This is a genomic window from Edaphobacter bradus (assembly GCF_025685645.1).
Classification (GTDB): domain Bacteria; phylum Acidobacteriota; class Terriglobia; order Terriglobales; family Acidobacteriaceae; genus Edaphobacter; species Edaphobacter bradus.
In genome coordinates this window covers 350,307-363,714 of record NZ_JAGSYF010000001.1, presented here as the reverse complement: position 1 = coordinate 363,714, position 13,408 = coordinate 350,307, and the positions used below count along the sequence as shown (strand labels likewise).

10 protein-coding genes are annotated in these 13,408 nt (G+C 60.9%); 5 read left to right on the top strand and 5 right to left on the bottom strand.

Going from position 1 to position 13,408, the window contains the following annotated elements:
• Window positions 1–15: 15 nt before the first annotated feature.
• Window positions 16–1,731, bottom strand: coding sequence for a tetratricopeptide repeat protein (locus tag OHL16_RS01540; RefSeq protein WP_263365309.1), 1,716 nt, complete (start codon window positions 1,729–1,731; stop codon window positions 16–18).
• Between OHL16_RS01540 and larE the strand changes: the two genes are divergently transcribed.
• Entirely contained in the window at window positions 1,718–2,788 is a 1,071-nt protein-coding gene (gene larE / locus OHL16_RS01535) for an ATP-dependent sacrificial sulfur transferase LarE (protein WP_317891016.1), read from the top strand. The genes OHL16_RS01540 and larE overlap by 14 nt on opposite strands.
• Before the next feature lie 67 nt (window positions 2,789–2,855).
• On the opposite strand, the gene OHL16_RS01530 is transcribed toward larE, so the two are convergent.
• Window positions 2,856–3,743 carry a hypothetical protein gene (locus OHL16_RS01530; RefSeq protein ID WP_263365308.1) on the bottom strand — a complete coding sequence of 296 codons (888 nt, stop codon included), beginning with the start codon at window positions 3,741–3,743 and terminating at the stop codon, window positions 2,856–2,858.
• A 235-nt stretch (window positions 3,744–3,978) separates the two neighbouring features.
• On the opposite strand from OHL16_RS01530, the gene larC reads away from it, so the two are divergent.
• The 4 genes from larC (at window position 3,979) to OHL16_RS01510 (ending at window position 10,098) form a co-directional block, all read left to right on the top strand.
• Window positions 3,979–5,412, top strand: coding sequence for a nickel pincer cofactor biosynthesis protein LarC (larC, locus tag OHL16_RS01525; protein ID WP_263365307.1), 1,434 nt, complete (start codon window positions 3,979–3,981; stop codon window positions 5,410–5,412).
• Window positions 5,413–5,520: 108 nt separating this feature from the next.
• Complete coding sequence (larB, locus tag OHL16_RS01520; protein WP_263365306.1) at window positions 5,521–6,279, top strand: nickel pincer cofactor biosynthesis protein LarB; 759 nt, start codon at window positions 5,521–5,523, stop codon at window positions 6,277–6,279.
• Between the two features lie 187 nt (window positions 6,280–6,466).
• The gene (locus tag OHL16_RS01515) at window positions 6,467–7,483 is read left to right on the top strand and encodes an aldo/keto reductase (protein ID WP_263365305.1); all 1,017 of its coding nucleotides are present in this window, start codon (window positions 6,467–6,469) and stop codon (window positions 7,481–7,483) included.
• A gap of 617 nt (window positions 7,484–8,100) precedes the next feature.
• On the top strand, window positions 8,101–10,098 hold the full coding sequence (locus OHL16_RS01510; RefSeq protein WP_263365304.1) for an FAD-dependent oxidoreductase: 1,998 nt from the start codon (window positions 8,101–8,103) through the stop codon (window positions 10,096–10,098).
• 173 nt (window positions 10,099–10,271) lie between these two features.
• On the opposite strand, the gene OHL16_RS01505 is transcribed toward OHL16_RS01510, so the two are convergent.
• From OHL16_RS01505 to OHL16_RS01495, 3 genes are all read right to left on the bottom strand, one after another.
• Entirely contained in the window at window positions 10,272–11,210 is a 939-nt protein-coding gene (locus OHL16_RS01505; protein WP_263365303.1) for an isocitrate lyase/PEP mutase family protein, read from the bottom strand.
• A 213-nt stretch (window positions 11,211–11,423) separates the two neighbouring features.
• Window positions 11,424–11,990, bottom strand: a complete 567-nt coding sequence (locus tag OHL16_RS01500) for a hypothetical protein (RefSeq protein ID WP_263365302.1) — start codon at window positions 11,988–11,990, stop codon at window positions 11,424–11,426.
• Between the two features lie 627 nt (window positions 11,991–12,617).
• Window positions 12,618–13,394 (bottom strand): SDR family NAD(P)-dependent oxidoreductase, encoded by a 777-nt coding sequence (locus tag OHL16_RS01495; protein WP_263366209.1) that lies wholly within the window; start codon window positions 13,392–13,394, stop codon window positions 12,618–12,620.
• Window positions 13,395–13,408: the final 14 nt, after the last annotated feature.

The window sequence follows — 13,408 nt, the reverse complement described above, 5'->3', positions numbered from 1 at the left end:
CCCGCAAAACACTTCTTATCGAACGAACGCCTCTCCGCGTGAACTCCCGAGGCTCGCAACGACATTCTGCCGCGCGATGAACTCCTGCGCGTGCGTCATCTCCGGCAGACCTTCATCGCCGTTCTTCCACGCGTCCATAAACTTCGTGTACTCCGCAAACGCCGCCGACGAATCGCCCGCAGCCTCGCTGCTCCGAGCCATGCCGAACAGCCCAAAGCCAGACTTCGGCCTCTCCTCAAGCGCCGCGGCAAAGGCCTTATGCGCGCCAGCAAAGTCGCCCGCCCGCATCAAGGCGTCGCCTTCAGTCTCGCCCACCGGTCGAATGAAGCTCGGCGGCTCGCGATACCCCAAAGCCTTCTCTTCCTGGGCGGCCTCGGCAAACAGCGCCTTCGCCTCCGGCAGCTTCTTCTGCTGCGCCAGAATCGACGCGCGCAGCTCCAGCGACATGATCGAAAGACTCGACATCAGCGGAGCTGGCAAAGCATCAGGCAACACCTCCGCCATCACCGGCCCTTTCTCATCCATCTTCTTCCTGGGCACATCTTTCACGTGCTGCGACATACGCCAAAGCTCCGCATCCAGCCTCGTCGAAGCCGCCTCCGCGTTCGCAGCATCGCCAGCCTGCACCGCAAGCATTCCACTCGCGAACTCGCGAAGCTGGCCCGCCAGAAAGTTCAGGTTCTCGAGCTTCGCCTCGGGCTTGCTTTCCGCCAGCATCCTCAGCACGCTCGCCCAGTCTCCCATTCGCATCGCCACAGGAAGCCGCTCATCCAGCCGCGCCATCCCGTCTCTCGGAGAGCTGACATAAAGGGTTGCCGCCAGTTGCCCGCGTGCGCCCGCCAGCCTGGCCGAGAGCGCTGTCGCCTCCTGCAACTTGCCCTCTTCCATCAGGTTGGCGATCGAATACATCAGGTTGTGGACGTAGTTCCAGTCGTTGTCCACATCCACATGCTGCTCGCGCAGATATCGCTCATCCACCTCAGTTGAAGCGGCAAACCAGTGCTCCGCCTGCGCATAATCCCCCACCCGGTAGAAGATGTGCCCCGGCATATGCACCATGTGCCCAGATGCAGGAGCCAGGCTCGCCAGAACTGTCGCGCTCCGCAGCGCAAGCTCCGGATGCGAACCCGCTTCCACCGCGTGAATCCAGTAGTGGTTCGCCGCCGAATCGTTCGGCGCCTCCGCCAGAACCTCCTGCAGAATCGCTACCGCCTCCCCGGTTCCCTTCTTCGGTTCCCCCGCCTTGTCGTATCCGTCAACAAGACTCTCCGCCAGAAAGATCTTCGCCTGCGAGTCCTTCGGATTCTCCTTCACCGCCTGCCGCCACACGGCAGTCACCTTCTCATAATTCGGCTGCCCACCCGCAGCAGCCTTGTCCGCCGCACTCTCCTCGACGGCAGCCTCGATATACAGCCGCTCTTCCTTGCTCGCATGCCCCATCAGCCGCGCCGCCGCATCAAGGGCTGGCTGAGCGTAGGTCGGCCCCGGGCCATGCCGGAAGCTCTGCGCCTGATAGATCCCCCAATAGCACATCGCGCACTGCGCATCGACACGTACTCCCTGCTCAAATGCCCGCGATGCTTCATAGTCCCAGAAGTCATGCAGCAGATTCAACCCTTGATCGAACCACATCTGCGCCTCAGGGCTCGCCTTAATCGCAAGGTGACTGTTCCCGATCCCAGTCATCTTCACCGGCGGCGGCAACTTCTCCGGCGGGGTGACCTCTCTCATCGAGCCCATGTCATGCCCGGCCATGCTACCTTGTGCAATCGCCGCGCACGATCCACCAGCCAGCCCAGCAGATAACACCATCACCACTGACAATCCACGACAACACATCCGCCAGGCCATCCTCATCTCCTCGATCCGCGCGCTCCACACCATCATCTCGGAACTTCTCAATCACCCGCAACAACTCGACAAACACCCACCCCCAACGCGTACCATCTACGTCATGGATCTCGCCGCCAAACGCGCCCTACTCTACGACGCTCTCCGCGATCTCGGCAGCATCATGGTCGCCTACTCCGGCGGAACCGACTCCGCTTACCTCGCCTTCGCCGCGCACCAGGTCCTCGGCTCCAACATGCTCGCTGTCATCGCCGACTCCCCCTCGCTTCCGCGCGCCGAGCTCGCCGCAGCCCTCGCCTTCACCACCACACACAACATCCCCACCCACATCCTCCACACCGCCGAGCTCGACAACCCCGACTACCAGCGCAACGACTCACGCCGCTGCTTCCACTGTAAGGACGAGCTCTTCACGCAAATGGAAGCCGAGCGCGCAGCACGAGGCTTTCTGCACATCGCCTACGGAATGAACCTCGACGACCGCGGCGACTTCCGTCCCGGCCAGCAGGCCGCCGCGCTTCATCACGCCGTAGCCCCGCTCGTCACCGCGCAGCTCGCCAAGTCCGAGATCCGCGCCCTGGCCCGCGAGGCGAATCTCCCCCTCTGGGACAAACCCGCCTCCGCCTGCCTCTCTTCGCGCATTGAGTACGGCCGCCCCGTAACCCGCGAGGCCCTCTCGCAGGTCGAACAGGCCGAAGACGCCCTCCACGCCCTCGGCTTCAAACAAGTCCGCGTCCGCCACCACGGCGATCTCGCGCGCATCGAGATCGCCCGCGACGAACTCCCTCTCGCCCTCGACCTCGAGACCCTCGACCGCATCACCGCCGCGCTCAAGCCACTCGGCTTCCTCTACATCACGCTCGACACCCAGGGCTATCGCTCCGGCAGCATGAACGAAGTCCTCCCCTCAAGCGCCATCGCGCCAGCCGCTCGCTGACAGACGAACCCCACTCCATCACCTGAGCGACAGAGCGGAGCCGTCGGTTCGATCACCAGCAACCGCCTTACTGTCCAGCCTTAGCAGCCGCAGCAGTCGCCTTCGCCGGAGCAGCAGCAACCACCTTCGGCTTCCAGAACGGATCGGCCTTGATCCACTCCTCCGGTGGATAGCTCATCTTCGGGTTGAAATGGAACAGGTTCGACTGCTCCGACTCAAGGCACTTGGCGGACAACTCGCTCAGCTTCTTCATCCCGTCCTCGCCCATCGACTCCATGAACTTCTTCTCGTCGGCGAAGCCCTTGTCCACTTCCGCCAGCGACTTCATCGGGTTGAAGACGACGAACACCCCACCATTGTCGGCTCCATAGGCACTCTCAAAGACGGCCCACTTCGCATCAGGGACAGCCTTTTCGTACCCCTCCTTGTACATCTTCACCAGGTCCTCCCAGTCCTTCTGGTGTCCCGCTTTAACCTTAAAAACCGATATCTCGAAGTAGCGCATCTGTGCGATATCAACGTTAGGGCGAAGACTCATCTCTTCCCGGTAGACGAGAACGCCCGAATCATACTCCGACAGCAGGTCGCCATCTGCCAGAGCCGCACGATCCAGCGCTGCAGAGAGCGTCGCGTTCTTCTCCGTATCCTGGTTGTCCTTCTCCCACGCAGCAAAGGAATCGTAGCCAACAAAGAACAGTGCACGCGACCGGCCCGACATCGAGTCCGCCGCAAAGTAGTGCTGTGGCCACTTCGCCTCCGCCATCGCCCGCACAAACGCGCTCTCCGACTTCTCATGAATGCTACCTGCCCGGCCCGGCTTCAGAAATTCACGGGCGACGACCAGAACCTTTGGCGGCCCCTTCATCTCCTGTGCCGACGCCACTCCGGTGACACCACAAAACAGACCGCCAATCAGCAGACAACCTCCAGCAAATAGCCCTGTTAGCTTCTTCATTTCGATAGCCTCCTTTGGCTTCTCAAGTTCGAATTCAGATGCGGGGCCCGACGGCGCGCATCGAGCCGCGTGAAGCCCATACCGCTCGACAAGGGCCGGAAAAGCAGTGGATGGTGAGACGCCGGAATTCTACACCTGCCTTTTGTCTCATGATGCTGAAAATTCATACCTTTTGAATACGAAGACCCCGTCACCCTTGCGCTCCGCCGCGCCACAACCGTGAAACAATGGCCTCATGCGGATCGCATACCTCGACTGCTTCGCCGGAATCAGCGGCGACATGTTCCTCGCTGCTCTCCTCGACTCCGGCCTCGACCCAAAGGTCCTCCACGACGCCGCCGGCGCCCTCCATCTTAACGTCGGCCTCAAGATAGAGAAGGTCGACCGCAGCGGAATCTCTGCCACCCGAGTTCACGTCCTCGAGAATGGCAAGCCCGCCGAGACCACGCACACCCACTCCCCCGCCGAGGCCACGCACCAGCACCACCACGAGCATCATCACCACCCCAAAACCCAGCACCATCACAAAGTCGGACACACCCACGATCACGATCATCACCACGACGACCACGGCCACTCGCACGATCATCCCCACCCCCACGGCCGCTCCCTCTCGGTCATCCGCTCACTCATCCGATCCGCGCCGCTCGCTGAGCCTGTCAAACAGACCGCCATCCAAGCCTTCGAACTCCTCGGCGCCAGCGAAGCCAAAATCCACAACGTCGACATCGAAAAGATCCATTTCCACGAGGTAGGTGCCGTCGACGCCATCGTCGACATCGTCTGCGCATCAGCAGGCATCCACGCATTAGGCATCGACAAATGGCACTGCTCGCCCCTCAACATAGGCGGCGGCATGGTCGACTGTGCCCACGGCCGCTTCCCCGTCCCCGCCCCCGCCACCGCAGATCTCCTCCGCGGCCTGCCTACTTACTCGGCTCACGTCGAGCAAGAACTCGTCACCCCAACCGGAGCCGCCATCCTCCGCGCCCTCGCGCCCACCTTCGGCCAGCAACCGGCCATGCGCGTCCAGCACATCGGCTACGGAGCAGGCAGCCGCAACCACAAAGACTTCCCCAACGTCCTCCGCCTCTCCATCGGCGAATCTGTTGAGGCCCCTTCAGTCAAAGACCTGTTATCAGCCCAAAATGTGTCATCCCGACCGGAGGCGGCGCCTTTTGCCGCCGTAGTGGAGGGACCTGCTTCTCTGCCACAGGAACACGGCACTACGACTGTCACCGTCCTCGAGACCGCGCTCGACGACCTCTCCCCGCAGATCCTCGCGCACGTCACCGAATCCGCGCTCGCCCTCGGCGCGCTTGACGTCATGTGCACCCCTGTCCAGATGAAGAAGGGCCGCCTCGGAGCCCTCATCACGATCCTCGCCGACGACGATCACGCCCCCGTGCTCGAAAATCTCCTCCTCCGCGAGACCAGCACCCTCGGCGTCCGCATCCATCACGAGCGCCGCTCCTGCCTCGACCGCGCCCACACCACCGTCACCACCCCCTACGGAGACATCCGCATCAAGGTCGGCTCACGCAACAACGAAGTCTTCAACGCCGCCCCCGAGTTCGAAGACTGCCGCACCGCCGCCGCACAACACAACGTCCCCGTCAAACAAGTCCTCCAGGCCGCCACCGCCGCCTACCTTCAAGCAAAGCAATGAAGCAAGTATCCCCACAGATCTGGATGCCCTATATCTCGATTTTGAGATGTGGGCATTCGCGAAGCGAACCGCACTCCTACCCCGCACCGAAAATCGACCCGTAAGACAATGAACAAAACCACCCTCCTCGAACTCCTCGCCTCCGTAGAACGCGGCGACCTCACCTCCGCCGCCGCCGCCGAGCGCCTCACCCATCTTCCCTTCGAAGACCTCGGCCACGCGCGCATCGACCACCACCGCACGCTCCGCACAGGTCTTCCTGAGGTCATCTACGCCGCAGGAAAATCACCCGCGCAAACGGCCGAGATCTTCACCCGCATGGCCGCCGCCGGCTCGGACGTCCTCGCTACCCGCGCCGACGAGGCCACCGCCGCCGCTGTCCTCTCTGCGGTCCCCGCCGCCGTCTATCACCCGAAGGCCCGCGCCATCACCCTCCGCCAATCCACTCACCACGAGCCCCACGGCCACATCGCCGTCGTCTGCGCCGGAACCAGCGACCTCCCCATCGCCGAAGAGGCCGCAGTCACCGCAGAGCTCTTCCACACCAGTGTCTCCCGCCTCTACGACGTCGGAGTCGCCGGAATCCACCGCCTCCTCGCCGTCCGCGAACAGCTCACCTCCGCCAGCGCGGTTATCGTCTGCGCTGGAATGGAAGGCGCGCTCCCCTCCGTCGTCGGAGGACTCGTCGGAGTCCCAGTCATAGCCGTTCCCACCTCAGTCGGCTACGGAGCCAGCTTCAGCGGAGCCGCAGCGCTCCTCGGCATGCTGAACTCCTGCTCCCCCAACGTCACTGTCGTCAACATCGATAACGGCTTCGGAGCCGCCTACACCGCCACCCTCATCGCAAGGATGGCACATCGCCAATAGCGCGCTTTGCGTCAACACCGCCACTTTGATCGCGAGAATGGCACGTAGCCTGTAGCTCGCTTGCGTCAACGCTGCAACCCTTATTGCCCGCGCCGCGCACGCAAACTAAAACCATCCACAGGACTCCGCCTGTCCAAAACCATCTCTCCCCGTTCCAGCATCCAAATCTCCAAACAGGAGAAACCGCATGGAGCGCCGCACCTTTCTCAAGTCCGCCACCGCAGCCGGAATCGCAACCGCCACCACCAGATCCTTCGCGCAATCCCCAGCCGCGCCGGCTCACACCACCCGCCCCGAGGCTCCTGGCATGATCTACCGCGAGCTCGGCAAGACGGGCGAGCGCGTCTCCGCCATCGGCATGGGAGGCTACCATCTCGGAAAATCCCCCGACGCCGACGCCAGCATCAAACTTATCCGCCAGGGCATCGACAGCGGCATCACCTTCCTCGACAACTCATGGGACTACAACGACGGCCTCAGCGAAGTCCGCATGGGCTGGGCCCTCCGCGATGGCTACCGTCAAAAAGTTTTTCTGATGACCAAGATGAACGGTCGCACCAAAGACTCGTACAACAAACAGCTCGAGCAGTCCCTCGGCCGCCTCCAGACCGACGTCATCGACCTCGTCCAGTTCCACGAGGTCATCCGCCTCGAAGACCCCGACCGCTACTTCGCCCCCGGCGGAGCCATCGAAGCCGCAGTAGCCGCGCGCCAGGCAGGCAAGATCCGCTACATCGGCTTCACCGGCCACAAAGACCCGATCGTCATGCTCCGCATGCTCGAGACCGCGAAGAAGCACAACTTCCACTTCGACACCATCCAGATGCCCATCAACGTCATGGACGCGCACTTCCGCTCATTCACCAAAGACGTCATGCCCGTAGCACTCGAACAAGGCATCGCAGTCCTCGCGATGAAGACCTTCGGCGACCACTTCATCCTCGACAGCAAGACCGTCGAACCCATCGAGGCCCTGCACTACGGACTCACCCAGCCCGTCTCCGTCGTCATCACCGGTATCGACTCGCCCGCCATCCTCGAGCAGGCCCTCACCGCCGCCCGCACCTTCAAGCCCATGACTCAAACTGAGGTCGCAAGTCTCCTCGCCCGCACCCGCGAAGCCGCCCTCGAAGGCAAGTACGAGCCCTTCAAGACCACCAGCCACTTCGACGGAACCGCCCACCGCCCCGAGTCCTTAGGTTGATATCCCAGAACGTCGCGCTCCATATCTTTACTTCCATAAGCCGACATATCAGTACTAATCCTTGGCGGAGCCCATAAACCGCAGAACCCAAGGCAGTCGCGCATTAATTACGAATTGATCTTGTCAGAAATCCTGTTCTTAACAGCTGATCGCCGAGGGTCACTTGTCCGAAATGCCGACTCTTCGTCCACGTGCAAAGTCCCCCACTGGAATTCACTGAACCCTACGGCGTTTCCAATACCGATCCGGTGAAACGGTGAACTTCCCACCACCGGACTTCTGGATTGGGCGGGCACTTGGACGGTTTCGTCGTTAATCAGGACTCATCAGCGTGAATCCTGAATCACAAGGGCGGCAGGCTAAGGGACGAAGTTCGATACAATCTCAGTAAAGAGAACAACCGCGAGGCGAATGGGTATGCGAAATTTCGCCACGTTTCCGTGACAGAACTCAAGGCTGACGCGACAGTTTCCGGAACCAAGAAAGCCGCCAAGGCCACTGCTTGCGGAACCGCGAAGGCCGCCAAAAAGGCCAAGGGCGTCGTAAAACACGTGAGTTAGGTACTGATACGTATTTGGATTTCTCCCCAGCCCGCCGAGCGTACGTGGAGATGCGGTATGAAGAAGAACGAATTTCGAATCAGTGAAGTGCCGCTTGGATCGGTCCTGCTGATGGGCGATGTGGCGGTGTTCAGCGTCGAAGGGGGTTTCTGCGCCACCCAAGCCAGCTGCACGCACATGCAAGGTCTATTGAATGAGGGCACATTCGACGGATCGACAGTGACATGCCCGCTGCACGGCTCGCAATTTGACGTGCGGACTGGCGCCGTGCTGCGAGGCCCGGCGAAGGATCCCCTCAAGACCTACTGCGTGACGGTCGACGGCGAAGTTGGGCGCGTCGACGTTCCGCTCATACTTGCTGTCCAAAACGAGCGACGTGTGACTGAGACCGCACGCTCGCCGCTGCTCTCAAGCGCCGCGAATGCAGCGCTCATGTTTCCGGTGTTGAGTTCCGCGCAGATTGCACGGATTGCTTCGCACGGAGTGATTCGTCCAATCACCCGCGGCGAAGTGTTGATCGACGGCGGCCAAACCAACGTGCCGTTCTTTGTTCTGAAGGCTGGTGAGATCGAGGTCATTCGCCCATCGGCACTGGACGAGATTCTGGTCGCGACTGTCGGGCCGGCTCAGTTCACCGGTGACATCAGCATGATCCTCGGTCGCCCCGCGCAGATGCGCCTCCGTGTGAGTGACTCTGGCGAAGTTGTCCAACTGACACGCGACCAGATGCACGCCCTCATTCAAACCGACGCTGAAATCAGCGAAGTGCTGATGAGTGCGTTGATCCATCGACGTGTCGCGGTGGTTGCGCAGGGGATTGGCGACGTGCTGCTCATCGGCTCCGTCGGGTCCGGGGCAACGCTACGAACCAAACAATTCCTAACGCGCAATGGCCACCCCTTCAAGTACCTCGATCTTGACCGGGACGCCGATGTACGGCAATTGCTCGATCGCTTTCACGTGGAGCCGGCGGAGATACCTGTCGTGATCTGCCGCGGCGAGGCGGTGCTGAAGAATCCCAGCAATCAGGAGATCGCCGACTGTCTCGGCTTCAATATTGGGATCGATCACACCCACCGGCGCGATGTCGTGATCGTCGGCGCCGGACCAGCGGGTCTTGCGGCCGCCGTTTACGCGGCTTCCGAGGGACTCGATGTGCTGGTTATCGAGGCGAGCTCGCCTGGAGGACAAGCGGGCTCGAGCTCGAGAATCGAGAACTACCTTGGATTTCCAACGGGGATTTCAGGGCGAGAGCTGGCCGATCGCGCCTACGCCCAGGCACAGAAGTTTGGCGCCGAGGTCATGATCGCGAAAGGCGCCGCGGAGTTGGTCTGCGAACACAACGCCTACGGCGTGAGACTCGACGACAGCGTGACCATCCCGGCTCGCACAGTGGTCATTGCCACTGGGGCTCGATACCATAGGCCGTCGCTCGCGAATCTCGGTCAGTTCGAAGGTGCGGGTGTCTACTACAACGCGACTTTCATGGAAGCACAGCTCTGCGACGGTGATGAAGTCATAGTCGTCGGCGGAGCGAACTCGGCCGGCCAGGCTGCGGTGTTTCTGGCGCAGACGGTGAGACACGTTCATCTGCTCGTCCGCTCCAGCAGTCTTTCGGCGAGCATGTCGCGATACCTGATTCGACGCATCGAGGAGAACCCAACAATCCAGGTCAGGACGAGAACCGAGATCGTGGCTTTGGAGGGAACCGAACATCTTGAGCGTGTGCGGTGGCGCGACGGCACGGGCGCAGTAACGAGTCAGGATATTAAGCACGTATTCCTGATGACGGGGGCCGACGCGAACACCGGTTGGCTGAATGGCCGTGTCGCGTTCGATGCGAAAGGTTTCATCAAGACCGGATGGGACCTGACGAAGGAAGATCTCGCCGCTGCCCGATGGCCGCTCGACCGCTCACCGCATCTGCTCGAAACCTCGCTTCCGGGCGTGTTCGCCGTGGGTGACGTTCGGTGCGGCAACGTCAAACGCGTGGCATCGGCAGTCGGTGAAGGGTCGATCGCGGTTTCGTTTGTCCACCGCGCGCTGGCCGAGTAGTTCGCAGACCATCGAGATCTCAAATGACCGAACGTCATCAAGACCATTAAGCACCCGAAAGCGAGACAGTGCGAGGAGTGCTCGGAGATTGGCGCACGATGGGTCCAACTGAACCTGTCAGGAGCGCGAGTCACGCGGTATCCACTCTTGTCATCTGTCGCCTCCTTGAATACTTAGCTTCGTGACCCTGCCGATCGCCGCCCGTCTGCCTGCCGCGTGCGGTAGTCGGTCACGAAGAAGCCGTTGATGTCGGCGTACGACACCAAGCTCGCGAGGCCTGCGAAACTCCCCTCCGACTTCAACTTCTGCGCTGCGCGCGTGAAACCGGTCCATGCAGCAAGAGCCAACGCGCCGCCGACACTGATGCGTCGCACGCCGAGCGCCGCAATGTCGGCGACGCTCAAGCCACTGTCCCGAACCACCAGGACGTTGATCGGCTTCGGCCGAACCGCGTCAACGAGCGCTTTGATCGCCGTGGGATCGTGGGGGCCGGGTGCGAATAGCACGTCCGCCCCCGCCTCAGCGAATGCCTGCAGACGCCGGACCGACTCGCGGAGCGCATCATGATGGCCGACAAGGAAACATTCTGCCCTAGCCGTCAGCAGGACGTCGGCACGGGACTGATCGATCGCCTCGCGCGCAGCGCGCACACGCTCGACGGCGAGCGGCAGCTCGTAAAGCGGCGACGATGGATCACCGGTTGCATCCTCGATCGACAGGCCCGCGACGCCGGCCGCGATGCAGCGCGTGACATTATCGGCCACATCTTGCGGTGACGCTCCGTAGCCGGACGCGAAGTCCGCGTTGACCGGAACATCGACCGCGCCCGCGATATCGGCTATGTATGCCAGGTTACGCTCACAAGTTAGCGCACCTTCGGAGTCAGGCAGCCCCTGCGAGAACGCAAAACCCGCGCTGGTCGTCGCCACCGCGGGGAATCCGAGCTGCTGCAGGTACCGTGCAGAGCCGACGTCCCACGGATTCGGAATCACGAAACAGCCTGCCTCATGGAGAGCGCGGAACGCTCGGCGACGGGCTCTGAAGTTCTCTAACGATCCCCGGCCTTCCGTTCCGATGCGGTGCGGTGTCATCGGTTGTTCGAACTTGTTCATCGCATGCTCCAATCGCTTGAGTGAATCGATCCGATTCGCCCAAGAGCTAGGTATAGGTGCAGATCAGCGTCTGGCGCCTCGTTTCATGAGATTGCAGGACAATCTCAGCATGTGTCCCGGCACGTCCCTTTCGGTTCAGATCGGTCTTGTGATACGGAGTGCGAACGGCAGGTTAGAGGGCGATGGCGCTCTGGCAGCAATGAGAACATGCCTTTAGGAACCTGATGGCGGAGTAAAGTCCAGCCCTGCATCGCGCGCGGTCCGCTGAGTTGCGGACACATCTACTTCATCGAGCGGAATAAGGTTCTGATGCTCAGATGAAACACGGTCCAGGACAATCAGCGTGCTGGCCGTGAGAGCATAGTTGCGAATCTTCAGCGAGTGGCCATCTTTGAAAATCACAGTGAGTTCGGGCTCAGGCGCGGGCGGCACATAGGGAGTCTGATACGCAGGACCATTTGACTGCGTTGGCGCGTTGTCTTTGTCTTCTGAATCGTACTGCGCATTCTGGCTCGCAACAGGCGTCGAAGCATTTGGGTCCCCGTTGTAGTAACCGTTGTTGTAGTAACCGTTGTTGTAACCGTTGAACTCGGGATACCCAAGCCAGTAAGGCCAGTAAGGCCAGAGATATGTGGAACTCGCAAAGAAGAATGGCCTGCGGAAATGATCGCGCCTGTGATGGTCCCATCTCGGGCCACCGCCGCGATCCCATCGTGTCTGCGGGCTATGCGGGCCATAAGGAGCGCGTGATCCCGGCGTCGCAAAGCGCCGAGAAGGCATGAAGTTGCGCGTCGGATATGTTCGGGAAAAATTACCCCGTGGCGCACCACCGAAATTCATGCGCGGCACTGAATTGAAACTGCTCGGAGTCCGGCCGGAGAAACCGCCGGCTGCTGGGGCCGAGAAGCCGCCCATTCGGCCTCCACCCATGTGTCCGCCTGAAAAATGTGTGCCAGTTGCGGATCGCTGGGCAGACGCTGGAGATACGGCAAAGAGACCAGCCGCGGCGAGGAAAATCAGAGCTGCCAAAGAGCGCCGCATACAGCTAATTTACTCCTGTTTGCGCTTCATTCCGCTCCAGAGATCGAAAATCCTGTCAAGCTCCAAAAGTTGTGGAAAATCGGGCTACAAAGCCATAACCGAAAGAAACAAAGTAATTTATCCGACAAAAAATAACTCGCTGAAAGTGGCAGATTAGTTATCGTCCGCCAACTAAAATAGAAACAGACAACAAAAAACCCCGGATTTCGATCCGGGGCTTTTTCGTCTAAACCATCTGGAATCAATATTTTGACCATAACCCCTTTAGATGGAATACTTTAAACCTCAAGCAACAAACTAAGCCAAACAAAATAAAGATTTTGCCCAAAACAGGGGGGAGGGGGGTACCCCACGCCGAAAGGAGCCTTACTGATTCACGCCGCTAGCCAGGAAACCGCCATCGACCACCAGAATCTCGCCCGTAACAAACGCGGAAGCATCGCTGGCCAGGAAGATCGCCGAGCCAACCAGTTCCTCAGTCTTGCCGAACCGCCCCATCGGGGTCCTCATCAGGAGTTCCTTGCCGCGGTCGCTCTCATCCAGCAACTTCTGGTTCAGGGCCGTGCGGAAGACTCCCGGGGCAATTGCATTCACGGTCACACCGCGCGAGCTCCACTCCACCGCCAGAGACTTCGTGAGCGCTCCCACGGCTGCCTTACTCGCCGCATAAGCAGTCACTTCCTTGAGCGACACGAACGTGTTCAACGAAGCGATGTTGATGATCTTGCCGTATCCGCGATCAAGCATGTGCTTGCCGAAGACCTGGCAGGCGCGCAGTGTGCCCGTCACATTCGTGTTCATGATGTCGTCCCATGTCTCCTCCGAGACCGTGAGCGTGGGCTCGCGCTTGATCTTTCCCGCGGAGTTGATCAGGATATCGACCTTGCCGAACTCCTTCACCGTGCCTTCGAGAAGCTTCTCGAGCGAAGCACGGTCGTTCACATCTGACGCGATCCGCAGCGACCTGCGGCCGTTGGCCTCAATTGCCTTCGCGGCCTCGTCCACCTGCTCCAGCCGCCGCGAGCTTGCGACGACATCGGCTCCGGCCTCGGCCAGCCCAATCGCCATCGCCAGCCCGATGCCCGAAGTTCCTCCAACTACCACAGCCGACTTGCCGCTCAAATCAAACAACGGATGCCCCATCGAAAAACGTCCTT